The organism is Providencia sp. PROV122 (genome assembly GCF_028482365.1).
Classification (GTDB): domain Bacteria; phylum Pseudomonadota; class Gammaproteobacteria; order Enterobacterales; family Enterobacteriaceae; genus Providencia; species Providencia stuartii.
In genome coordinates this window covers 1-23,905 of record NZ_JAMPQI010000014.1, presented here as the reverse complement: position 1 = coordinate 23,905, position 23,905 = coordinate 1, and the positions used below count along the sequence as shown (strand labels likewise).

Sequence of the window (23,905 nt, the reverse complement as noted above, 5' to 3'; positions counted from 1 at the left end):
CAAATTATTACCTTTAAATAAAAATAGACACACCATCAGTGTCAGGTTCAGTACAACAGATATACAAGTAACTTGTCTACAACCTAGATCACGAAAATTGACAAAATATATAAAAAAATATTATTTATTGGGATAAATTTCTCATTTAACATGAATTATTCTTTATAATAGTAATTAATCCCAATAATAATATTAAACTCACTGAACTAATTAGCATATTCCTTTTCATGCGCTAATAACCAATCCTTGATATCTAACCCTCCGGTATAGCCGACCAGCTTGCCGTCATGACCTAATACGCGATGGCAAGGAACAATCAACGAAATCGGATTACGTGAGTTTGCCATCCCCACCGCGCGGCAATAATTCACAGAACCGAGTTTTAAAGCCAGATCCTTATAGCTCCAACGCTCACCAAAAGGAATACTACAAAGGTGCCCCCATACTTTCTTTTGAAATTCAGTGCCTTGTGGATTTAACTTTACCGTGAATTCTTTACGTTGATGGTTAAAATATTCTGTCAGTTGTTTAACACACAACTCAGAATGCGTATTTTTCTGTTCTGGATAACTCTTTTGCTCAACAAAATAGATACTGGTTACCCCCTCGTCATCCGCCGTGATTTGTACCCACGGTTTAGGAAATTTTTCCGGTGCAGCCAAATATTGACAATACATAATATCCCCTTAAGAGAGTGCGATTATCTGATCGTATATACAGTTATAAACTGTATTATTTCTACTTGGCAATAATATTTTTTCTCAGACTTGATAACAGAACTATTCAAATCCTCAAAATTTAATTTTCCAATATAAATAACTACCTAGCCATTAATTAGAATAATTATCATTCAATATTTCCATACCACTATATATTGTGTGGTTGAAAAAAATTAGATCTATATATAGTCTTTAAATACCAATCATCACACTACTGATAGTATTCAGTACACCTAAAGGTACTTAATATGGCCATTATTACGATTTACAGTAAACCCGACTGCGTTCAATGTCATGCCACTTACCAAGCCCTAGAACGTAAAAGCATTCCATATCAGGTCATCGACCTCACTCAAGATGATGAAGCTCTACAGTTTGTTCGCAAATTGGGTTACCAGCAAGTTCCTGTTGTCGTTGCTGATCAAGAACATTGGTCCGGCTTTCGCCCTGATATGATCAGCCGCCTTTCAGCTTAGGAGCGGATTATGCAAACGGAATCACTCATCTATTTTTCGAGCCGTTCTGGCAACTGTCACCGTTTTGTTGAAAAGGTTGGGCTGCCAGCAACGCGTTTGCCTATCGGTGAACAACAAAGCAGCATCATTGCCACCACGCCATTTGTCCTGCTCCTTCCGACCTATGGGGGAGGTGGCAGCCGAGGTGCAGTTCCGAAAGAAGTGATCCGTTTTTTGAATATTGAATCAAATCGACGATTAATTCGTGGGGTTATTGCCGCTGGTAACACTAATTTTGGCGAAGCTTATGCGATTGCGGGCGATATCATCGCCACAAAGTGCCAAGTTCCCTACTTATATCGATTTGAATTATTAGGCACGGAGCGCGATGTGCAACGTGTCCGTGATGGACTAAATGCCTTTTGGCAACAAAGACATAATTAGAGCTAATTCAATGGAAAACACCAAAAACAAGACCACTGTTGATTATCATGCACTTAATGCCATGTTGAATTTGTACAACAGTGCGGGCGAGATCCAGTTTGAGAAAGATAAAGAAGCGGCTCACCACTATTTTCGCCAACATGTAAATCAAAATACTGTCTTTTTTCATGACTTAAAAGAGAAGCTCGATTTCTTAGTTAATGAAAATTATTATGAACCACAAGTCATTGAACAATATGATTTTGCCTTTATCAAGAAGCTTTTTAAGCAAGCCTATGCACATAAATTCCGTTTTCAAACTTTTTTAGGTGCATTCAAATACTACACCAGCTACACCTTAAAAACCTTTGATGGCAAACGTTACCTTGAACGCTATGAAGATCGTGTTTGCATGGTTGCGCTAACACTCGCTCAAGGTAATCAAGCACTTGCTAGCTATTTAGTCGACGAAATTATCAGTGGACGCTTTCAACCGGCCACCCCTACTTTCCTTAACTGTGGGAAAAAACAACGCGGTGAGCTGGTTTCCTGCTTCTTACTGCGTATTGAAGACAACATGGAATCAATTGGTCGTTCCGTCAATTCAGCGCTACAGCTATCAAAACGTGGTGGTGGTGTTGCTTTTCTGATGACCAACCTGCGGGAACAAGGCGCGCCGATCAAGCTGATCGAAAACCAATCCTCTGGCGTCGTTCCGGTCATGAAAATGTTAGAGGATGCCTTTTCCTACGCAAATCAATTAGGGGCGCGACAAGGTGCAGGCGCTGTCTATCTGCATGCTCACCACCCTGACATTATGCGTTTTCTGGATACTAAGCGGGAAAATGCCGATGAAAAAATTCGCATTAAAACATTATCGCTTGGTGTAGTGATCCCTGATATTACTTTCCAATTGGCGAAAGAAAACAAAGAGATGTATCTGTTTTCACCTTATGATATTGAACGTGAATATGGCGTTCCCATGTCAGAAATCAGCGTGACTGAAAAATATCATGAGATGGTCAATAATAAGGCCATAAAAAAATACAAAATCAACGCACGCGAATTCTTCCAAACCCTCGCCGAAATCCAATTTGAGTCTGGTTATCCTTATATTTTATTTGAAGATACGGCGAATCGTGCGAACCCAATAGCGGGACGCATTAATATGAGTAACTTGTGCTCAGAAATTCTGCAAGTTAATCGCCCTAGCTTCTATGAAGACGATTTAAGTTACCGCGAAGTCGGGAAAGATATCAGTTGTAACTTAGGCTCCATGAATATAGCCAAAATGATGGATGCTCCCGATTTTGCTCAATCCGTTGCCATTGCGATCAGAGCGCTAACGGCGGTCTCCGATATGAGCCATATTCGCTCAGTGCCTTCTATCGAACAAGGTAACCATCAATCCCACGCCATTGGGCTTGGGCAAATGAACTTACATGGTTATCTTGCAAGAGAGCGTATCCACTATGGTTCAGAAGAAGCGCTTGATTTCACTAATATCTATTTTTATACCATCACTTATCATGCTTTAAAAACTTCAAATCAATTGGCAATTGAACGCAAAGCCACTTTTAAAGGTTTCGAGCATTCTGAGTATGCCAATGGTCGTTATTTTGATAAATATATCAACCAAAGCTGGCTACCAAAAACACAAACCGTTCAGGAATTATTCCGACGTTCGGGCATCGAAATTCCAACTCAGGCGGATTGGCTATCATTGAAACAATCAGTGATGGAGCACGGTATTTATAACCAAAACTTACAGGCAATTCCGCCTACTGGTTCAATATCTTATATCAATAACTCAACATCGAGTATTCACCCGATAGTTGCCCGGATAGAGATCCGTAAAGAGGGGAAAATAGGTCGCGTCTACTACCCTGCCCCATTTATGAATAATGATAACCTTGAATATTATCAAGATGCTTATCAAATTGGCCCTGAAAAAATCATCGATACCTATGCCGTTGCCACACAACATGTCGACCAAGGGCTATCTCTAACCTTGTTCTTCAAAGACGATGCAACAACTCGCGATATCAACCGCGCTCAGATCTACGCGTGGCGTAAAGGTATAAAAACCTTGTATTACATTAGGCTTCGCCAAACCGCCCTAGAAGGCACAGAAATTGACGGTTGTGTTTCATGTACGCTTTAAAAGGAAAATCAGTATGACAACGCACATTTCATCTGCACCAGTTAAAGCGATCAACTGGAATCGAATCGAAGATGATAAAGATTTGGAGGTCTGGAACCGCTTAACCACTAACTTTTGGTTACCAGAGAAAATACCTCTATCAAACGATATCTCTTCATGGAATACATTAACGGCTGCCGAGCAACAGTTAACTATTCGAGTCTTTACTGGGTTAACGCTGCTCGACACAATTCAAAATACCGTTGGCGCACCGAGCCTCATGTCCGATGCCCTTACACCACATGAAGAAGCGGTATTATCAAATATCAGTTTTATGGAAGCAGTACACGCTCGCTCTTATAGTTCTATATTTTCAACGCTTTGCTCAACTAGCGATGTTGATGATGCTTATCGTTGGAGTGAAGAAAATTCTGCGCTACAAAATAAGGCAAAAATCATTATGTCTTATTACTGTGATTCACATCCATTAAAGAAAAAAGTCGCAAGTGTTTTTTTAGAATCATTTTTATTTTATTCGGGATTCTATTTACCTATGTATTGGTCCAGTCGAGGCAAGTTAACCAATACTGCTGACCTCATTCGTTTAATTATTCGTGATGAGGCAATTCACGGCTATTATATTGGTTATAAATTTCAGAAATCCTTATTAAAATATGATGAAAAAACACAGAAGGAAATTAAAGATTTTACTTTCAGTTTACTTTTTGATTTATATGAAAATGAAGTGAATTATACACAAGAATTATATGACACTGTTGGTTGGACAGAGGATGTTAAAAAGTTCCTTCATTATAATGCCAATAAGGCATTAATGAATTTAGGTTATGAAGCCCTATTTCCCGATGTGGTTACTGATGTTAGCCCAGCAATATTATCGGCACTTTCACCGGATGCAAATGAGAATCATGACTTCTTTTCGGGTTCAGGATCTTCATATGTCATTGGCAAAGCAGTAAGCACCGAAGATGATGACTGGGATTTTTAATCAATCAATTTAGTTAACTGATCGTTTTAAACATCCTAAATAAGCATATCCCGCTGAATAATAATAACTTTATTTAGCGGGATATCTTTTAGTATAAAAAACCATCATGACAACTCGAGATTTACATGTTTTACTGTTAAATAATTCATTTTTAATATGCATATCAGGCAATAATTTTTAAGAATAAGTATTTTCGCTTAAAAATTAATTAATATAACTAATCAATAAGGCCTTATATTGAAATTATTTTCAATTTTATTTGCTAATTGACCTAACCGTTATAATCTCTATTCTTTTTAATTTGTTATGGTTAGTTTTCAAATGCACAATAGTAAAATAAATGTATATACAACAAAACGTTAACCTATTTATTTTGAAAATAAATCACCTTAATGTTGAATCCCATAAAAACAACACTTTCCTAATTTGTATTCTATTTTTACTCGCTATTTTTTTGATTAATACTCCTTAACCAAGGGTTGTCAGCTCAATTTATTATGCTAGGTTATATTGCTTGTTTATTTTTCTAATAATTTTAAGTGGAGCCGTTGAATTCAAATCATAATTATTAAATTCACCTTAAGCGAAATAGGAATATCTACCCTAAATATTTTCAACCAATAGTCTAAAGCTGATAATCGAGTTTTTGGCCAATTGATAAAAAGACCAGTTTCATTCGATAAGTGCTTTGAACAATTTATTAATTGAAAAATGGGTAATTACTGTATGCCAATAAAATTAGAAGTTAAAAATTTATATAAAATTTTTGGGGAACACCCTGATCAAGCCTTCAAACTTTTAGAATCAGGAATGAGCAAAGATGATATCTTTGAAAAAACAGGCCAAACGGTTGGTGTTCAAGATGCAAATTTAGCCATTAATGAAGGTGAAATCTTTGTTGTGATGGGGCTTTCGGGATCTGGGAAATCAACATTGGTACGGCTTCTCAATCGCCTAATTGAACCCACCAGCGGACAAGTGCTGATTGATGGTGAAGATATCTCGAATATTTCAGAAAAAGCGCTACGTCAGGTCAGACGCACAAAAATCAGTATGGTGTTCCAATCCTTTGCGCTCATGCCACATATGAATGTTCTCGATAACACCGCTTTTGGTATGGAACTCTCGGGGATCTCAAAAGAGCAACGTCATCAAAAAGCAATGGATGCCCTTCGACAAGTTAACCTTGAAAAATGGGCTTACTCTTATCCTGATGAATTATCCGGTGGTATGAGGCAGCGTATTGGTCTTGCACGAGCCTTGGCAAATGATCCCGATATCTTGTTAATGGATGAAGCCTTTTCTGCGTTAGATCCCTTGATCCGAACCGAAATGCAAGATGAGTTGCTCTCTCTTCAAGGTGATAAACAACGCACCATTGTGTTTATCTCCCACGACCTTGATGAAGCCATGCGCATAGGAGACCGAATTGCCATCATGCAAGGTGGTGTCGTTGTGCAAATAGGCACTCCCGATGAGATACTCAATAATCCCGCGAATGATTACGTCAAAACCTTCTTCCGTGGTGTTGATATTAGTCAGGTCTTTAGTGCCAAAGATATTGCGCGACGAAGAGCCGATGCCCTATTGCATATTGCGCCTGGTTTTGGCCCACGTTCCGCATTGAAAGTGCTTAATGATGATGACCGATACTATGGTTATCTCATCTCTCGAGGACACACATTTGCAGGTGTCGTATCTGTTGAATCACTCGAAAAAGCGCTACAAAACAACCAAGGCATTGAATCAGCGGTGATTTCTAGCATAGAACCAATTCAGGGAGAAACCCCACTCAATGAGGTCATCTCAACCGTTGCACAAGCTCCCTGCGCCGTTCCCGTTATTAATGAAAAAAATCGCTATCTTGGTGTGATATCGAAGGGAATGCTACTACAGGCGCTGGATAAGGAGACTTCTAATGAGCAATAACACGAATGAGCGTAAAGCTGACTATCAGGATCCGTGGGCAGAAACCCAAGCAGATGAGACATCGCAACAAAATAATGCGACGGATACCACTTCAGGCAGCGACCCTTGGTCAACAAGTTCTGAAAGCCAAACATCAACAGAGAGTGATCCGTGGGGAAGTACAGCAGATACTTCAACACCGTCAGATACCGGCGGAAGCGATTGGCTGGATGCGGCTCCCACTGAGGGAATAAATACAGAACATTTTGATATTATGGATCCTTTTCAACATACTCTGATCCCACTTGACTCTTGGGTCACTCAGGCTATTGATTGGATCGTGTTGCATTTCCGTCCTGTTTTTCAGGGGATCCGTATTCCTATTGATTTTATCCTTAGCGGCTTTGAGCAGCTTTTAACCTCACTACCGTCACCGATTGCGATTATTTTATTTGCGTTGATAGCATGGCAACTGGCAGGCCGTGTCATGGGCATTGCAACATTTGTGTCGATGATTGTGATTGGTGCTATCGGGGCTTGGTCAGAAGCGATGGTAACACTCTCTCTGGTGCTAACCTCGTTACTCTTTTGCTTAATTATTGGCTTACCACTCGGCATATGGCTAGCCCGTAGTGATAAAGCCGCCAGCATTGTTAGGCCGATCCTTGATGCGATGCAAACAACACCAGCATTCGTATATTTAGTACCGATTGTTATGCTTTTTGGTATTGGTAATGTGCCCGGTGTTGTCGTCACCATCATCTTTGCGCTACCACCTATTATCCGTTTGACTATTTTAGGTATCAAACAAGTTCCCGCAGACTTGATTGAAGCAGCAGAATCCTTCGGCGCCAGCCCTCGTCAGCTACTCTTTAAAGTCCAACTGCCTTTGGCGATGCCAACCATTATGGCTGGTGTTAACCAAACCTTGATGTTAGCACTTTCCATGGTCGTTATCGCCTCTATGATTGCCGTCGGTGGCTTAGGTCAAATGGTATTACGTGGTATCGGTCGTCTCGATATGGGACTCGCGTCCGTCGGTGGTGTGGGCATTGTTATCCTCGCGATTGTGCTTGACCGATTAACGCAGTCACTTGGCAAAAATTCGCGTAGTAAAGCCTCAACTCGCTGGTATCAACAAGGCCCCATCGGCCTTATCACGCGCCCATTTAGCCGAAAATCACATTAAGTTTTTGCTCTTCTATTCACGATAGAGCCGACAATCGGCTCTTCGCTTGCCAAGGCAAGCCAAAACGACAAACAGAGGTATCAATAATGAAAAAACCAATGATATTGGCAACTGCCCTGACAGCCTTACTTGCCGTTCCATTTGCTCATGCAGAAGATCTTCCCGGCAAAGGGGTAAAAATCACCCCGGTACAAAGTACCATCAGCGAAGAGACGTTCCAAACGCTGTTAGTGGCAAAAGCCCTTGAGAAACTCGGTTATGAAGTCGAGCCGATTAAAGAGGTCGACTACAATGTGGCTTATGCTTCCATTGCCAATGGGGATGCAACCTATTTGGCGGTAAGCTGGGTGCCATTACATGATGCACAATATAACGCGGCAGGGGGTGATAAGGTCTTTTACCGCCAAGGTGATTATGTCGTGAATGCGGCACAAGGTTATCTCATCGATAAGAAAACCGCCGAAAAATACAAAATCACCAATATTGATCAGCTAAAAGATCCAAAAATAGCCAAATTATTCGATACCGATGGTAATGGTAAAGCAGACCTAACGGGTTGTAACCCAGGCTGGGGCTGTGAAGCGGCGATTAACAACCATCTAAAAGCTTATGGTTTAGAAAAAACCGTTGAGCACAATCAAGGCAACTACGCCGCTATGATGGCAGACACCATCACTCGTTACAAAGAAGGTAAACCTATCCTGTACTACACATGGACGCCTTACTGGATCAGTGATGTGCTCAAACCAGGTCGTGATGTGGTTTGGTTAGAAGTACCGTTCTCATCAATGCCAAATGATGACAAAACCGACACCGCATTACCGAACGGTAAAAATTACGGCTTCCCACCAAACACAATGCATATCGTCGCCAATAAAAAATGGGCCGAAAAGAACCCTGCGGCAGCTAAGTTATTCGAGATCATGAAACTCCCTATTGCAGATATCAACGCACAAAACTTGAGAATGCATAATGGAGAAGCTTCGCAATCAGATATTCGCCGTCACACCGATGCGTGGATCAAAGCCCACCAATCCACTTTTGATGGTTGGGTAGAGCAAGCACGCAAAGCTGCTGAAAAATAATATCTGCCAGTGATGAGTCTTCTAAGCCACCTTTTTAGGTGGCTTTTTTGCACGCTTCCCAACTTATAGAAATATTTTATTAATAGATAAAATGTTCCCATTCATAACTCAAAATTGTTTTATAGTAGAGGCCTTATGAATGATGAGTAGATATTGAATGAATAAGGCACCACAAGCAGAACTCACTCCGGGTTTAGTCATATTAATGGCCATCGCAACAGGCCTCGTCGTTGCTAGTAACTACTACGCGCAACCCCTTCTAGACACTATCGCCACTCAATTTAACCTGACCACAAATATGGCGGGGTTTATTGTGACTGTCGCCCAATTAGGCTATGCAGTAGGTCTACTTTTTTTAGTTCCCCTAGGTGATATCTTTGAGCGTAAAGGCCTGATATTAACAATGACATCCTTGTCAGCTATCGGCTTACTTATCACCGCGCTCTCAAATAATATCTGGCAAATTCTTGTTGGAACGGCACTCACAGGGCTATTTTCAGTTGTTGCTCAAGTGCTCATCCCAATGGCAGCCTCGCTGGCAAAACCTCATCAAAGAGGGAAATCTGTCGGTATCATCATGAGTGGATTGCTATTAGGGATCTTACTTGCTAGAACAATTTCCGGCGCCGTCGCTATGGTAGGAGGATGGCGAACCATTTATTGGGTCGCTTTTACCCTACTTATTATCTTAATTATTGTGCTTGCGATTAAACTGCCTCGTTATCATCAAAAAGCAAACCTAAATTACTTCCAGTTGCTGTTTTCAATAGGTCGACTCTTTTTTGGAACCCCTGTGTTGGCCGTTCGTGCGCTATTGGGCGCCCTATCCTTCGCCAATTTCGCATTACTTTGGACTGCCATGGCTTTTCTACTTGCCAGCCCACCTTTTAGTTTTTCAGAAGGAACTATCGGCCTTTTTGGCTTAGTTGGTGCTGCCGGAGCATTCATGGCTTCCCAAGCCGGTCATCTCGTCGATAAAGGTAAAGGAAAACGAGTGACAACCATTGGCTTAATTTTATTGCTTCTGTCATGGATCCCAATTGGATTTGCAAAGGATTCACTGATTGCTTTTATTATTGGCGTCTTAATACTTGACCTGGCTATTCAAGCTGTCCATGTCACTAACCAAAGTACTCTATACCGTATTTTACCTGATGCGCGTAATCGTATTACCGCAGGCTATATGACGAGCTATTTTATTGGTGGTGCACTTGGCTCTTTATTATCTGGCTATGCTTACGAAAAAGCAGGTTGGGAAGGCGTTGCTATCGCTGGCGGCATATTATGTGTGATCAGTTTGATTATTTGGGCAATAGGTATTCGCTTTGACCCCACCATATACCCATCCGATGAATAAAACATACTCGCAAGGAGTGTCTTTTTTTAGGCACTCTTTATAAACCCTGCCATAAATCTATCAGAAAATATAATGCATCGGTAAAAATACTTAATTTATACTTAATATCTCATTCTCCGCTTCCTCTCTTTATAATCACAAATTTTTGCCAATGATTTTATTTTGCAATAATTACATAGGCAAAAATCATCAAATGACACAGTTAAACAAAAAATATACCTTTCTATAAAGTTATAATGTAATTTATATAAATTACTATTTCTTGTAGTTATTGTAATCAATATGTTAGTTGTCACCTAACAATACTAAGTAACAGAGGAAAGGTTTACAAATGTCATGAAATCATGACAGTAAGGAGAGTGCAGCAGTATAATTACGTGATTTTATTTTGTTTTACTCGGTTATTATCATGATGAAAAATAAAGCAAAATGATGATTTTATTATACGTAAATAATTTAAAAGGCAGAAGAGTATAATTAAGCTATACTAAATTTAGCAAATTACATTCATAAAATTTATGAATTATGTATCATTATCAAAATAAATTTGATGGTATCAATTAACTACAATTGCTAATTTTAGCTTTTGATATACCATTTAGATGGTTGATGACAGTTGTAATCTTACCAACTGAAACTAATAAGGTATCTAAATAATGGAAAGTTCATTTACTCCGACTGAAGAGTTACTTAATGCTCGCGTCGCACAGCAAAGTTCACACAGCAATCCCATTCCCTATCAGGAGATCCTCCTAACACGCCTTTGTATGCATGTTCATGGCAAGCTCCTTGAGTCTCGTAATAATATGCTCAAAGCTCAAGGGATTAATGAAACACTGTTTATGGCGTTAATGATCCTAGATACAAAAGATTCCCGCAGTATTCAACCTTCTGAGCTAAGCGCTGCTTTGGGATCCTCACGCACTAATGCAACCCGTATTGCCGATGAACTGGAAAAAAATGGTTGGATTGAACGTAAAGAAAGTCACAATGACCGTCGTTGTTTGCATCTTCACCTAACTGAAAAAGGCTCTGAATTTTTAGCAGGGTTATTGCCTCCTCAGCATGCAGCCTTAAAAGATATTTGGTCAGTATTAGATGCTGAAGAACAACAACAACTGAATAAGTTGATGCGTAAGTTGCTAATAAAGCTAGATACTGTTAAAGATTATAGTAAATAATTAACCATTGTATTTTTGTGGGTAATGTATTTGAGGCATTTATAAGCAAAAAGGCGAAAAAAGACTTTTCTGTCTGAAAGATTTCGTTATCCTTTCTAACTTGTGCTTACGATATCCCATCAAGCAAATATTTCAATTGTTGTCTTAGTTTCCAGTGGTTAATGTTAACTGCTGGGAACATTCGTGATCTAAAATGCCGATGAGCGGAGAAACACCCAATGAGTGCCCATGAGGAAATGCAACCAACCCAAAATCCACAACCAAATAAAAAAAGAAAACGCAGAAATGCTTTAATGTTTCTCACATTCCTTTTTATTGCTATTGGCGTTGGCTGGGCAATATACTGGTTCCTTGTTTTACGCCATTATGAAACGACTGATAACGCTTACGTTGCAGGTAACCAAGTTCAAATTCAATCTCAAATTTCTGGCAGTGTTATGACGGTGAATGTCGATAACACCGATTTCGTCAAAAGCGGTACAGTATTAGTAGAGCTTGACCCTCGAGATGCTCAACTTGCATTAGAAAAAGCCAAAACCACTTTAGCAAACAGCGTTCGTCAAACCCACCAGCAGATAGTGAATAGCCGCCAATATCAAGCGAATATTGATATGAAGCGCTCTGAGCTAATTAGTCTACAAAACGATTTAAAACGCCGTGAAGTCCTTGGCAGCAGTAACCTAATCGGGAAAGAAGAACTGCAACACGCTCGCGAAGCCGTTGTCAGCGCTAAAGCAGCGCTCGAAGTGGCTATTGAGCAACTCAATGCAAACAAAGCGATCATTCTAGATACTCCTCTCGAAAAACAGCCGGCTGTCGAAGCTGCCGCAACAGAAGTTAGGAACACATGGTTAGCATTGCAGAGAACTAAAATTGTCAGCCCTGTGGATGGTTATGTCTCACGCCGTAGCGTACAAGTCGGCTCACAAATTACGACTTCAACACCGTTGATGGCTATCGTTCCTTCTGAAGGTATGTGGATTGATGCCAATTTCAAAGAAACCCAACTTGCCGATATGCGCATTGGACAGCCCGTTAAAGTAACGACTGATTTTTATGGTAAAAATATTGTCTTCAATGGCACCGTAGCAGGGTTAGATATGGGAACAGGTAGCGCATTTTCATTACTGCCTGCTCAAAACGCTACAGGGAATTGGATCAAAGTAGTTCAACGTTTACCCGTCCGTATCGTATTAGACCCGGCCCAATTGGAGCAATATCCATTACGTATTGGCTTATCGACAGAAGTGACGGTAGACACGCTTAATAAAGATGGCAAAGTGCTATCAAAAGGTATGCGTGAAGCGCCTGCATATCACACCTCTGCACTTGCCATAGATATGTCTCCTGCAGACAAAATAGTTACTGAGATTATTAACAATAACTCAGGCAACAAATAATCCGAGGTGTAATTGTGACAAATACACCGTTAACAGGATCAAAACTCGCGTGGATGACCATTGCTCTGTCATTGGCCACATTTATGCAAGTACTTGATTCAACAATTGCTAACGTTGCCATTCCAACGATTGCAGGTAATCTTGGCGCCTCTAACTCGCAGGGAACGTGGGTAATTACCTCTTTTGGTGTGGCAAATGCGATTTCAATTCCTATTACTGGATGGTTAGCCCGCAGGATTGGTGAAGTTAGGCTATTTTTATGGTCGACAGGCCTATTTGCACTAACTTCATGGTTATGTGGTATCTCTGGCAGCCTTGAAATGCTGATTTTATTCCGTGTGTTACAAGGGCTGGTTGCGGGGCCATTAATTCCCCTATCCCAAAGTTTATTGCTCAATAACTACCCCCCTGCCAAACGGAATATGGCCTTGGCGCTTTGGTCAATGACCATCGTTATCGCGCCAATTTGTGGGCCAATATTGGGTGGCTACATCAGTGATAATTATCATTGGGGTTGGATATTCTTTATCAACGTTCCATTTAGTATCGCAATTATCTTTGCCATTATGCAGACACTAAAAGGGCGTGAAACCAAAATTTCTATTCAACCCATTGATACTATCGGGCTAGTACTGCTAGTTATCGGTATTGGTGCCCTGCAAATCATGCTAGACCAAGGGAAAGAGCTAGATTGGTTTAATTCCACTGAAATTATTGTGCTGACCGTCATTGCTGTTGTTGCGATATCGTTCTTAATTGTTTGGGAACTCACTGACGATCACCCTGTCATTGATCTTTCGTTATTTAAGGAGCGCAACTTCACCATCGGTTGTTTATCGCTAAGTCTTGCATATATGCTCTACTTCGGAACAATCGTACTACTTCCCCAACTCCTACAGGAAGTTTATGGTTATACAGCAACCTGGGCGGGTCTTGCTTCCGCCCCAGTAGGCTTATTGCCCTTGTTGATCACACCAATTATTGGACGTTTCGGTAATCGCATTGATATGCGTTATATCGTAACCTTTAGCTTTATTGTTTATGCTGTTTGTTACTATTGGCGTGCTTATACATTTGAGCCGGATATGGGATTTGCCGCCGCGGCATGGCCACAATTTGTGCAGGGGCTAGCGATTGCCTGTTTCTTTATGCCATTGACGACCATTACTTTATCAGGGCTTCCTCCTGAAAAAATGGCCTCAGCATCAAGTTTATCTAACTTCACACGGACATTAGCGGGTGCGATTGGTACATCCATTACAACCACAATGTGGACACAACGCGAAGCGATGCACCATGAGAATCTGACGGAGTTTATTAACCCGTACAATCCAAATTCTCAACATATGTACAGTGAATTAGCCCAAATTGGTATGAATGAGCAGCAAAGTGCCGCCTATTTAGCGAAAACAATTACCGACCAAGGGCTGATCTTATCTGCAAATGAAATTTTCTGGTTATCTGCAGGGATCTTTATTTTGCTCATGGTCATTGTTTGGTTCGCCAAACCACCTTTTGGCGCAGGCTCTAAAGGTGGCGGAGCACACTAAACTCTAATTAATAAGGTCTCATAGATTCAATATGAGACCTTATTTTATTCACCAACATGACAGTATTTATACACTATAACGAGGAAAAAAATGTTGAAATCATGGATTGAAAATAGCGAGTTACTTGCCCTAATTAACTCAATCAGCGAAGGAGAAGCAGAGCAATATCGCCGTAAACTTATTACCTATGTTAATCGCTATCAAGAAGAACATTCCTTTGATATTCTTGAAGATGTTTTCACTTATATGCAGCTAAAACTTGAAGAAGATGATCTCGATTTTACTACTTTACCCCAACAAATTAGCGACGCCATTCAGGTAGGCTACTATGAATATTGTCTAAGTTTAAATGAGATTTCAGCTGCTTATAAAATTATCAGCAAGCCCACGCCTCTCACGCGTTTAGATATCAAATCTTTTATCAATCATATATTGGAAGCATTTTCCTGCAATTACCCTAAAGAAGAGTTTTTAGACCATGAACTAAATTATCTCACTGAATTATTAAGCGAGTTCTAAATTCACAATTTCATGCTCTATACCTTGCGTATCAATCACAGAAAGTGCAAAGGCATCAAAACCGTCACATTTGACTTGCTCCCATGGCATACTCAGCCCATTCAATAGCATAACATTTCCCATCGCATCAAACTCATAGCTCTCTTTTTCATCTTCATAATCAATATTATAAAAAAAGGAGAGCTTCAAAATCGCTGGGGGAAAGTCATATTTTATTGGTGATAACTGCTCAAGAGGCTCATCATAAGGTTGATCACAAAACATCGCATCATACCCATGAATTGTGCCATCAAACAGCAAGAATGTTTGACCTGATACAGAGTGTTTAGCAATTATTATTAGGGGATGACTATCAGTTTCCATGATATAAGGGTGTGTTTCCCCATCGACAGAAATCACCTCACCCGTGAACCAAATTTCAAACGTATCCTCTGTCGATTGTGAGCCAAAATAAACCTCGGTCAATTCTCCGTTACCCTGTATTGAGGGGAAATCATGGGTTAAGTACGACGGAATTTTCATTCCTATCTCTCCATCAAATAATGTTGTACGCACATTGCTTAGAGCCTAATAATAAAAAAACTGCATATTAATTGGCGATAATTTCACCTTTCATATGCAGTTTTATTTATTAATTAAAATAACTAGTTAGCTTTATTCTGTTGCCACCATTGTGCCAACATAATCCCCGTCGCAACGGAAACATTGAGGCTCTCAACTTTACCTGTACCACCAATATACAGGCTCATATCCCCCTCGTTCCATACGCTGTCGCTCAAGCCATCACGCTCTTGGCCTAAGACTAACACCATTTTTGCTGGCAACTTAGCCTTCGCAATATCTTGGCTACCTTTATGGCTTGATGTCGTTACAATCGTATAACCAGCTTGGCGGAATTGGCTTAACGTGTTACTCAGACCATCAGCATCAATCGCTTTGATATGTTCAGCGCCACCTTCAGCCGTTCGAATCGCAGCACCAGACTCCACAACGCCCGCATCTTGTAAAATCACACCTTGCACGCCAAAGTGCGCACAACTACGCATGATGCCACCTAAGTTATGTGGATTACCGACATCTTCTAACGCCAAAACACAATCTTTTGCGGGTGCTTGTTGCAGATAAGTTTCCACACTCATACCACCGCGTTTTTTAATCAGAAAACAGACGCCGCCGTGGTGCTCTGTTCCAGATGCTTTCGTTAATTCTTCATCATCAACCACATGGTATGCTTTACGGTTAGCAGCCATCCACTTTAGCGCATCACGAAAACGAGGTGTGACTGATTGTAGGAACCATGCACGAACAATCGCTTCTGGGCGATTTTTAAACATCGCCTGACACGCATTTTCACCATAAATACGCGTTTCTTCTAAACGCTGTTTACGCAATTGCTCAGGGTCAATCTGGCTTTTACCGGCAATCCCACCATGATCATGGATTAACTCATCACTATTTGGCTTCGATACGGTGCGCCAAGCGGAGTGCTCACGAGGTGGTTGGCTTTTTCTATCATCAAAACGACCTGAACGCTCATTGCGACGTCCGCCGCCACCTCTTCTATCATTCGTGCGCTTATTATCTTGTTGACGCTTGCCTTTGCTATGACCATCATCTTGGCCTTCGCTACGGACATACATCACTTTTACTTTACCATTCTTACCATTAAAATCATTCGAGTCGTTCATTGCTATCCCCTACAAAGCTATGGCGCGAAGGTTACATGATGTTGCCGAGCTACGCCACTGATTCACGCTATTATTGCATCTAAAAGATGCCGAATATACTTCTATCGTCATTTAACGGATTTACGTACAATACGCGCTTTGTTTTATCAAAACCGTACAATATCAAAAGCTGCACCCAACATGACTAAAAATGCCGTTTATACATTACGCCAAGAACGCCTGACCGCCTCAACGAAACCCTTTAAAGCACGAGGGTGTCGCGTTAAACGCTGTCATTATTGCCTACTTCCCGTTCCACAATGCCTGTGCCAAGAAATTGTTCCGGTCCACGCTAAGAGCCAATTCTGTTTAATCATGTATGAAGGAGAGGTCTTTAAACCAAGTAATACAGGAAAACTGATCGCAGATATTTTACCGAATACGCTGGCTTTCCAGTGGTCAAGAACCGATCCAGACCCACAACTCCTTGCCGCGATTCAAGACCCAACACGGCAGCCTTATATTATTTTCCCTGAAAGTTATGCTCAAAGTGGAAGAACGGTAGTCAACCAGCCAACCGTTTCAGATAAACCTGCATTATTTATTTTATTAGACGGTACATGGCCAGAAGCACGCAAAATGTTCCGTAAAAGCCCTTATCTTGACCAGATCCCTGTATTATCAATCAATACAAAAGCACGAACAGATTATTTATTGCGTACCCCTTCAAAAGAGGATCAACACTGCACAGCAGAAGTTGCAGCAACACTCCTTGAGCTAGCAGGAGATACTTCCGCTTCTAAACAGCTCTTCAACCATTTTAACCTATTTAGAGACAAATACTTGGAAGGCAAGCCGCATCATCCACTCGCACAAATGCGCCAAGCAGAAAAGCAGCTAACTCAAAGTGAGTAGAAAAAATAAGCGATTGTTTATCTACAAAGATGAACGTCATGCAACTTTAGGATAGTTAGCAGTTTAAAACGTGAACATCATTAGATAATTCCATTAAATAAACAGGATAAACTAGCACTAATTATCAGATACGGCATAGTATTACTTGGCTTCTCAATATTCTTTGAACGGTGTTTTCGCTCACTAAAGCAAAAGGTTATCTGCCATGGGTTTACTGAGTCAGTTAGAATCGTTATTTAGACCAAAATCGATCGCTGTGATTGGTGCTTCTGAAAATCCGAATCGTGCAGGTTCGGTAATGATGAAAAACTTATTAACTAATGGTTTTAAGGGGCCTATTCTCCCTGTCAACCCTAACCGAAGCTCTATTCTTGGCGTGCTGGCTTACCCATCCATCGATAAGTTGCCTTTAAAACCAGATCTTGCGGTCATCTGTACTCACCATTCGAAAAACCCTGAATGTTTAAAACAGCTCGGTGAATATGGCTGTAATGTGGTTATTATTTTATCATCTCCTTCAATTCAATTCGCTGAACTCAAGAAAATCGCCCAGCAATATCAAATAAGGCTACTCGGTCCAAATAGCCTCGGTATACTGGCTCCATGGCAAGGGCTTAATGCGAGTTTTTCACCGATCCCAATCCTAAAAGGGAAATTAGCCTTTATCTCTCAATCCGCTGCCGTTTCTAATACCGTACTGGATTGGGCGCGTCACCGAGATATTGGCTTTTCTTACTTTATCGCCTTGGGTGATAGCATTGATATCGATATTGATGATTTACTGGATTATCTGGCTCGCGACAGTAAAACGAGTGCTATTTTGCTCTATCTTGAAAATATTCGCGATGCACGTCGTTTTCTTTCCGCCTCACGTAGCGCATCACGGAATAAGCCAATTCTAGTAATAAAAAGCGGTCGTACCCGAAAAGCTCAACAACTACTCGGTGAAAAACCAAGTCTTGATGCGGCATACGATGCTGCCATCCAGCGTGCAGGGCTGCTTCGAGTACAAGATACTCATGAAATGTTTTCTGCGGTTGAAACCCTAAGCTATATGACGCCTCTACGAGGGGAGCGCCTATCTATCATTAGTAATGGCGCCGCCCCTGCGGCGATGGCTTTAGATGAGCTACTGCAACGAAACGGTAAGCTCGCTACCTTAAGTCAAGAAACAGAAAATGAACTTAGTTCACTCCTTCCCCTTGACCTCTCAACCCAAAATCCTATCGACCTAGGTGATGATGCCACCGTTGATCGCTATATTAACGTATTGAACAAAATGCTCGATAGCCATGACCATGATGCACTGTTATTGATCTATACACCTAGCGCCATAACAGAAAGCAAGACAATGGCAGAAAAAGTCATCAAAACCATTAAGCAGCATCCAAGAGGTAAGTGGTTAACCATACTAACTAACTGGTGTGGCGAATACTCATCACAAACCTCACGTCGGCTCTTTAGTGAAGCAGGGATACCAACATATCGTACACCTGAAGGCGCGATAACCGCATACATGCATATGGTCGAGTACCGACGCAACCAAAAACAGTTAAAAGAAACGCCAGCGCTTCCAATTGGTATCACAGCCAACACTCAGCAAGCACATGAATATATTCAACAGGCTCTACAAAATAACAACTTACACTTAGACACACATGAAGTTCAGCCTATTTTACAGGCTTATGGTTTAAACAGCCTACCGACTTGGATAGCTCATTCTAGTGATGAGGCAATTGAAATTGCAGAGAAAATTGGCTACCCCGTCGCATTAAAATTACGTTCACCAGATATTGTGCATAAATCAGAAGTACAAGGGGTAATGCTCTACTTACGTAATGCTAAAGAAGTGGGAGATGCTGCTAAAGCCATTATGGAGCGTGTATCCACCAATTTCCCCAATGCACGTATCGAAGGTTTACTGGTGCAAAGTATGGCGAACCGTGCTGGCGCCCAAGAGTTGCGTATTGCCGTTGAACTTGATCCCGTCTTCGGCCCATTAATTATGCTAGGGGAAGGCGGTATTGAATGGCAACAAGAGAGCCAAGCTGCGGTCGCTTTACCACCATTGAATTTGGCCCTAGCGCGATACCTAGTTATTCAAGCCATTAAAGGCTATAAAATCAAAGCGCGCAGTGCACTGGCACCACTCAATATCCCAGGGCTGGCGAGTTTGCTGGTGAGGGTTTCAAACCTAATTATTGATTGCCCAAATATTGCACGACTAGATATTCATCCGTTACTCGCCTCTGGAGATGAATTCACTTTACTTGATGTCTCAATGACATTAATTCCAGAGCAAGAGAACCAAAAATCAAGGTTAGCGATCCGCCCTTATCCAAGCGAACTAGAAGAAACTATCTCACTCAAAGATGATCTCACTTGTTTGCTAAGACCAATATTGCCGGAAGATGAACCACTATTAAAATCATTTATTGAGCAAGTGACTAAAGAGGATCTTTATTATCGTTATTTTAGTGAAATCAGTGAGTTTACGCATGATGATCTCGCCAATATGACGCAAATTGATTATGACCGCGAAATGGCATTCGTGGCTGTTAGGGATCCTGATTCAAACCCTGAAATTATAGGGGTGACTCGCGCAATGGCAGATCCTGATAACCAAGAGGCAGAATTTGCGGTTCTCGTCAGATCGGATATGAAAGGGCTAACTCTTGGCTATCAATTAATGACTAAATTACTGAGCTATACCCGTTCACATGGTATAAAAAAATTGACAGCAATCACGATGCCCGAAAACCGTAATATGATCAGCCTAGCGAAAAAGTTAGGTTTCGAGATTGACGTTCAATTTGAAGATGGGGTTGTAAACTTAACATTACATTTATAACCCGATAGCCTAAATAAACCTGTACAACAATTAAACAGGTTTTTAATTTATTCTAAATGGTTTGGCTAAGTATGCTATCATCGACAGATCATTCGCTTACCAATACCTGAGTGTATATTTATACAAGCGATTTGCTATTAGACTAATTAAGAGAAAATTTACACTGTGATGTTGTCAAAATTAAAACAAGCAAAACATCAACAATATTTAGCGAGTTTACCTAAACTGGCTCAGTCTATTGCTGATGTTAAAACGCTATATAAGACAGAAGATTTTCGTGATGCTCTACTTGAACAAATATCTATTGCTCAACATTGCATCTACATCACTGCGTTATATTTAGAGCAAGATGATGCAGGTAAAGATATTCTTCATGCACTGTATGCCGCTAAGCAAGCGAATCCATCATTAGAGATTAAAATACTTGTTGATTGGCACCGTGCGCAACGAGGAAGAATTGGTGCAGCCGCTAATTCAACGAATGCAGACTGGTACTATGATGTTTCGCAACAATACCCGGACATTGATATCCCTATTTATGGTATTCCTGTGAATACACGGGAAGCGTTAGGTGTCTTGCATCTAAAAGGTTTTATCTTTGATGATACTTTATTGTACAGTGGCGCTAGTATTAATGATGTCTATCTACAACGCCATGAAAGATATCGCTACGACCGGTATCAGCTGATCAAAAATAAGGCATTAACGACATCAATGAAGACTTATATTGATGATGCCTTACTAAAATCGGATGCGATTCAGCTATTGAATAAGGCAAACAGACCCAAAACCGCCGAATTCAAAAATATCATCAAACAATTCCGTCTTTCACTTAGAGGAAGCTCATATCAGTTTAAGGGTAATGCGACTAATGGTGAATTAGCCGTCACGCCTCTAGTTGGTTTAGGCAAAAAAAATGACCTAAACCGAACAATTACCCATCTAATGAGTTCAACACAAAATAAACTCACAATCTGTACCCCTTATTTCAATCTTCCAGCCGTATTAGTTAGGATTATTAGCCGACTATTACGTGAAGGTAAGCAGGTGGAAATTATTATTGGTGATAAAACTGCTAATGATTTCTATATTCCCCCTGAAGAGCCATTTAAAATTATTGGGGCTTTGCCGTACCTCTATGAGATTAATCTACGGCGGTTTGTTAGCCGCTTACAAAAATTTGTTGATAGTAAGCAATTAACAATTCGTCTGTGGAAAGATGGTGATAATACTTATCACTTAAAAGGGATGTGGGTTGATAGCCAATGGCAACTTATTACAGGTAATAATCTTAACCCACGAGCGTGGGGATTGGATCTTGAAAATGCGGTTTTAATTCACGACCCAAATCAAGAGATGCAAGAGCAGCGTCAGCATGAACTTGACTGTATTCGCACTCATACAAAAATTGTGAGTCATTATCGTGAATTAGATAGTATCCAAACCTATCCAATCAAAGTGAAAAAACTCATTCGCCGCTTAAGACGAATTAGAGTAGACCGCTTGATCAGTCGTATTTTGTAATTTATCCGTATCTTGTATCTATAAAAAGCGCCACGACTGTGGTGCTTTTTATATTAGACCCGTTGATAAACAAATGAATCTGCTAAAAACATTATTATCTTATTTACTTATTGGCTTAATTTTTACGATAACAGGCTGTTCAGGGGCCCACTGGGCAAATGATAATTGGCAAGGTAAGGATAAGGCACAGCATTTTGCTTTTTCAGCCGCAATGGCGATGGCCGGCAATGCTTATGCTGATAGGCAAAATTGGCAACATCGAGATGCTGCGCAATTTGGCGTTTTATTTTCCATTACCCTAGGAGCAGCAAAAGAGCTGTATGACAGTCGACCTAATGGTACGGGATGGAGCTGGCATGACTTTGCTTATGATGTCGCTGGAGCCGTTGCTGGGTATAGTTTATATCAAAGTTTAAAATAAGAACCAGTAATGATTTAGCAAATTTATTTGCTCCCTACTTTTTATTCGCATATAGCGCGTATTCTTCACGAGTCATACCGCCGAATTGCCGATTAAAATCATCAAATGTTATATCTTCAGATATACCAAAATGAGCAAAAGCCAGTTTTTCCAACGGTGTTTTACGACTTTCTACTGTTTTTATTTCTGAAAAACTGACACCAAAATTAACACCATGTCTCAACAATTCCATATCTTGAATACCACTAGGTAGCATTGATGCGTGTTCATTTGGATGGCTTTTTATTCCAACTCCCCAACATAATCGAGTAAAAGAGTCATTAGATAGTGATCTTCCCGCTTGAATGGGAAAATCAATATCATCGGCAGTTAAAAGTTTATTTCCAATAATCTCGTATACACCTCTCATAACATGGTCATCCATCATGAAAAATGAATCCGATAAGCTGTGCTGTATAATTTCTTCAATAGGCATATTTTTTTCTTGGCTTTTGAACTGATACGTTCGAACAATTAAGGGAACCGTCATGAGATCATTCCAAATATGCTCTTGCTTCAGCACGCCTGCTTTTTTTATCTTAGTGATCTGACCTATAATCAGAGCAAATCCATAATATTCTAGGTCTATTTCATAACAAAAAATATCGCCATTCTTATATTTAACATTTTTTCGTGGGGCATTTTTCATACGTTCCACTTTAGAGAAATAACGTTCATCTCTTGAAGACATAAATGTGGCTAACCATTGGCGAAACGCATCAACAGTTCCAATTTGCTGAGGAAATGGAATAGGTAAACGAAGGCTATTTTGGCTATTCGTCACATTTAACGTCGCACCAATTCCTGAAGTGCTTAAAGTTAAACTAAAACGACAACCCGTACTTTTCATTCCATTAATCGATGTATAATTTAATTTTTTCTCTTTGCCTTTTGCTGTTCTAGGCAAAACAAACTCTCTATTTCTCGTTTTAATCAAATTATCTTCTTCAATATATAGGGTATTGATAAAACCCTCACCACTATGCTCATAGTTATAGATAATTTTACAGATAGCATCACCATCAAAATAAACAACCATCCCTTTTTTGATTTCAACTCTATCCCATTTAGCGGATATCAATTCCAAGCCAAAAAGCTCTCTTTCATCATTGGTGAGGATGATATTTTCCATGTATTGACTACCCATAACCTATACCTCTATAAATCTGAATATTTGAACTGTAAAAATACCTAAAATGTAGGTAATCAACATCATCCATTCCCTCTATCAATACCAGAAAGTTTTTTTATTTTTGCTAGTTATTTACCTATAAGTAGATAAAATTGATATCGAGTACTCTGTATGATAAAGCGATCTAAACCATTATGTTATTTAGATACAGATTGCCATCCATAAAAAATAAATACCAGTCATTCCATATAAAATGGTATCAAACATTAAAATAATGTCTAATGGTGAGTCATTCCTTTATCTCTACTCAATATATTTGCTACCAATATGCAGTTCGCTGGCACAGGATTGGCGAGAAAGAGCCATCAATGGGGTTAGTGGTGACAGTGGAGGTAAAAGGATTACAGTATGACTGTGCTCC

At 40.3% G+C, this 23,905-nt stretch carries 20 protein-coding genes; 16 read left to right on the top strand and 4 right to left on the bottom strand.

Features of this window, described 5'->3' with window-relative positions; translation table 11 throughout:
• Positions 1-206 precede the first annotated feature (206 nt).
• Entirely contained in the window at positions 207-677 is a 471-nt protein-coding gene (locus PSE69_RS11670; RefSeq protein WP_004917609.1) for a methylated-DNA--[protein]-cysteine S-methyltransferase, read from the bottom strand.
• A gap of 290 nt (positions 678-967) precedes the next feature.
• On the opposite strand from PSE69_RS11670, the gene nrdH reads away from it, so the two are divergent.
• The 12 genes from nrdH to PSE69_RS11610 all read left to right on the top strand — a co-directional run bounded on the left by nrdH (position 968) and on the right by PSE69_RS11610 (position 14,935).
• Positions 968-1,195, top strand: a complete 228-nt coding sequence (gene nrdH / locus PSE69_RS11665; protein ID WP_014657707.1) for a glutaredoxin-like protein NrdH — start codon at positions 968-970, stop codon at positions 1,193-1,195.
• Positions 1,196-1,204: 9 nt separating this feature from the next.
• A complete protein-coding gene (gene nrdI / locus PSE69_RS11660) occupies positions 1,205-1,618 on the top strand; it encodes a class Ib ribonucleoside-diphosphate reductase assembly flavoprotein NrdI (RefSeq protein ID WP_004917606.1) in 414 nt (137 codons plus the stop codon).
• Between the two features lie 10 nt (positions 1,619-1,628).
• Positions 1,629-3,761 carry a class 1b ribonucleoside-diphosphate reductase subunit alpha gene (gene nrdE / locus PSE69_RS11655; protein ID WP_071599640.1) on the top strand — a complete coding sequence of 711 codons (2,133 nt, stop codon included), beginning with the start codon at positions 1,629-1,631 and terminating at the stop codon, positions 3,759-3,761.
• 13 nt (positions 3,762-3,774) lie between these two features.
• Positions 3,775-4,746, top strand: a complete 972-nt coding sequence (gene nrdF / locus PSE69_RS11650) for a class 1b ribonucleoside-diphosphate reductase subunit beta (RefSeq protein WP_004917602.1) — start codon at positions 3,775-3,777, stop codon at positions 4,744-4,746.
• A 726-nt stretch (positions 4,747-5,472) separates the two neighbouring features.
• Positions 5,473-6,675: a glycine betaine/L-proline ABC transporter ATP-binding protein ProV gene (proV, locus tag PSE69_RS11645; protein ID WP_004917599.1), complete on the top strand. Its 1,203-nt coding sequence runs from the start codon at positions 5,473-5,475 to the stop codon at positions 6,673-6,675.
• Positions 6,665-7,843, top strand: coding sequence for a glycine betaine/L-proline ABC transporter permease ProW (gene proW, locus PSE69_RS11640; protein ID WP_014657705.1), 1,179 nt, complete (start codon positions 6,665-6,667; stop codon positions 7,841-7,843). The genes proV and proW overlap by 11 nt, the downstream gene beginning before the upstream one ends.
• A gap of 86 nt (positions 7,844-7,929) precedes the next feature.
• Entirely contained in the window at positions 7,930-8,928 is a 999-nt protein-coding gene (gene proX, locus PSE69_RS11635) for a glycine betaine/L-proline ABC transporter substrate-binding protein ProX (protein ID WP_014657704.1), read from the top strand.
• A gap of 157 nt (positions 8,929-9,085) precedes the next feature.
• Positions 9,086-10,285, top strand: a complete 1,200-nt coding sequence (locus tag PSE69_RS11630; protein ID WP_014657703.1) for an MFS transporter — start codon at positions 9,086-9,088, stop codon at positions 10,283-10,285.
• A gap of 656 nt (positions 10,286-10,941) precedes the next feature.
• Entirely contained in the window at positions 10,942-11,466 is a 525-nt protein-coding gene (gene mprA, locus PSE69_RS11625) for a transcriptional repressor MprA (protein ID WP_004917591.1), read from the top strand.
• 218 nt (positions 11,467-11,684) lie between these two features.
• On the top strand, positions 11,685-12,866 hold the full coding sequence (emrA, locus tag PSE69_RS11620) for a multidrug efflux MFS transporter periplasmic adaptor subunit EmrA (protein ID WP_004917588.1): 1,182 nt from the start codon (positions 11,685-11,687) through the stop codon (positions 12,864-12,866).
• 14 nt (positions 12,867-12,880) lie between these two features.
• The gene (gene emrB, locus PSE69_RS11615) at positions 12,881-14,416 is read left to right on the top strand and encodes a multidrug efflux MFS transporter permease subunit EmrB (protein WP_036943452.1); all 1,536 of its coding nucleotides are present in this window, start codon (positions 12,881-12,883) and stop codon (positions 14,414-14,416) included.
• Positions 14,417-14,506: 90 nt separating this feature from the next.
• Entirely contained in the window at positions 14,507-14,935 is a 429-nt protein-coding gene (locus tag PSE69_RS11610; RefSeq protein ID WP_053110343.1) for a hypothetical protein, read from the top strand.
• Here the strand turns inward: PSE69_RS11610 and PSE69_RS11605 are convergent.
• Together PSE69_RS11605 and PSE69_RS11600 are read right to left on the bottom strand one after the other, a co-directional pair.
• Positions 14,921-15,457, bottom strand: a complete 537-nt coding sequence (locus PSE69_RS11605) for a hypothetical protein (RefSeq protein ID WP_053110344.1) — start codon at positions 15,455-15,457, stop codon at positions 14,921-14,923. The two genes, PSE69_RS11610 and PSE69_RS11605, sit on opposite strands and share 15 nt — an antisense overlap.
• Positions 15,458-15,579: 122 nt before the next feature.
• Positions 15,580-16,623 carry a tRNA/rRNA methyltransferase gene (locus tag PSE69_RS11600; protein WP_072502896.1) on the bottom strand — a complete coding sequence of 348 codons (1,044 nt, stop codon included), beginning with the start codon at positions 16,621-16,623 and terminating at the stop codon, positions 15,580-15,582.
• Between the two features lie 180 nt (positions 16,624-16,803).
• Between PSE69_RS11600 and PSE69_RS11595 the strand changes: the two genes are divergently transcribed.
• The 4 genes from PSE69_RS11595 to PSE69_RS11580 all read left to right on the top strand — a co-directional run bounded on the left by PSE69_RS11595 (position 16,804) and on the right by PSE69_RS11580 (position 22,313).
• Positions 16,804-17,517 (top strand): tRNA-uridine aminocarboxypropyltransferase, encoded by a 714-nt coding sequence (locus PSE69_RS11595; RefSeq protein ID WP_014657699.1) that lies wholly within the window; start codon positions 16,804-16,806, stop codon positions 17,515-17,517.
• 205 nt (positions 17,518-17,722) lie between these two features.
• Entirely contained in the window at positions 17,723-20,368 is a 2,646-nt protein-coding gene (locus PSE69_RS11590; RefSeq protein WP_004917574.1) for a bifunctional acetate--CoA ligase family protein/GNAT family N-acetyltransferase, read from the top strand.
• A 168-nt stretch (positions 20,369-20,536) separates the two neighbouring features.
• Entirely contained in the window at positions 20,537-21,892 is a 1,356-nt protein-coding gene (gene pssA / locus PSE69_RS11585) for a CDP-diacylglycerol--serine O-phosphatidyltransferase (protein ID WP_004917572.1), read from the top strand.
• Positions 21,893-21,965: 73 nt separating this feature from the next.
• Complete coding sequence (locus PSE69_RS11580) at positions 21,966-22,313, top strand: YfiM family lipoprotein (protein ID WP_014657697.1); 348 nt, start codon at positions 21,966-21,968, stop codon at positions 22,311-22,313.
• A gap of 34 nt (positions 22,314-22,347) precedes the next feature.
• Here PSE69_RS11580 and PSE69_RS11575 read toward each other — a convergent pair whose 3' ends face one another.
• The gene (locus PSE69_RS11575) at positions 22,348-23,499 is read right to left on the bottom strand and encodes an immunity 26/phosphotriesterase HocA family protein (protein WP_272675241.1); all 1,152 of its coding nucleotides are present in this window, start codon (positions 23,497-23,499) and stop codon (positions 22,348-22,350) included.
• Between the last annotated feature and the right edge of the window lie 406 nt (positions 23,500-23,905).

Bases quoted from the DNA above. Each gene is read 5' to 3' on its own strand.
- PSE69_RS11670 (WP_004917609.1), bottom strand. From the start codon at position 677: ATGTATTGTCAATATTTGGCTGCACCGGAAAAATTTCCTAAACCGTGG.
- nrdH (WP_014657707.1), top strand. From the start codon at position 968: ATGGCCATTATTACGATTTACAGTAAACCCGACTGCGTTCAATGTCAT.
- nrdI (WP_004917606.1), top strand. From the start codon at position 1,205: ATGCAAACGGAATCACTCATCTATTTTTCGAGCCGTTCTGGCAACTGT.
- nrdE (WP_071599640.1), top strand. From the start codon at position 1,629: ATGGAAAACACCAAAAACAAGACCACTGTTGATTATCATGCACTTAAT.
- nrdF (WP_004917602.1), top strand. From the start codon at position 3,775: ATGACAACGCACATTTCATCTGCACCAGTTAAAGCGATCAACTGGAAT.
- proV (WP_004917599.1), top strand. From the start codon at position 5,473: ATGCCAATAAAATTAGAAGTTAAAAATTTATATAAAATTTTTGGGGAA.
- proW (WP_014657705.1), top strand. From the start codon at position 6,665: ATGAGCAATAACACGAATGAGCGTAAAGCTGACTATCAGGATCCGTGG.
- proX (WP_014657704.1), top strand. From the start codon at position 7,930: ATGAAAAAACCAATGATATTGGCAACTGCCCTGACAGCCTTACTTGCC.
- PSE69_RS11630 (WP_014657703.1), top strand. From the start codon at position 9,086: ATGAATAAGGCACCACAAGCAGAACTCACTCCGGGTTTAGTCATATTA.
- mprA (WP_004917591.1), top strand. From the start codon at position 10,942: ATGGAAAGTTCATTTACTCCGACTGAAGAGTTACTTAATGCTCGCGTC.
- emrA (WP_004917588.1), top strand. From the start codon at position 11,685: ATGAGTGCCCATGAGGAAATGCAACCAACCCAAAATCCACAACCAAAT.
- PSE69_RS11610 (WP_053110343.1), top strand. From the start codon at position 14,507: ATGTTGAAATCATGGATTGAAAATAGCGAGTTACTTGCCCTAATTAAC.
- PSE69_RS11605 (WP_053110344.1), bottom strand. From the start codon at position 15,457: ATGAAAATTCCGTCGTACTTAACCCATGATTTCCCCTCAATACAGGGT.
- PSE69_RS11600 (WP_072502896.1), bottom strand. From the start codon at position 16,623: ATGAACGACTCGAATGATTTTAATGGTAAGAATGGTAAAGTAAAAGTG.
- PSE69_RS11595 (WP_014657699.1), top strand. From the start codon at position 16,804: ATGACTAAAAATGCCGTTTATACATTACGCCAAGAACGCCTGACCGCC.
- PSE69_RS11590 (WP_004917574.1), top strand. From the start codon at position 17,723: ATGGGTTTACTGAGTCAGTTAGAATCGTTATTTAGACCAAAATCGATC.
- pssA (WP_004917572.1), top strand. From the start codon at position 20,537: ATGTTGTCAAAATTAAAACAAGCAAAACATCAACAATATTTAGCGAGT.
- PSE69_RS11580 (WP_014657697.1), top strand. From the start codon at position 21,966: ATGAATCTGCTAAAAACATTATTATCTTATTTACTTATTGGCTTAATT.
- PSE69_RS11575 (WP_272675241.1), bottom strand. From the start codon at position 23,499: ATGGGTAGTCAATACATGGAAAATATCATCCTCACCAATGATGAAAGA.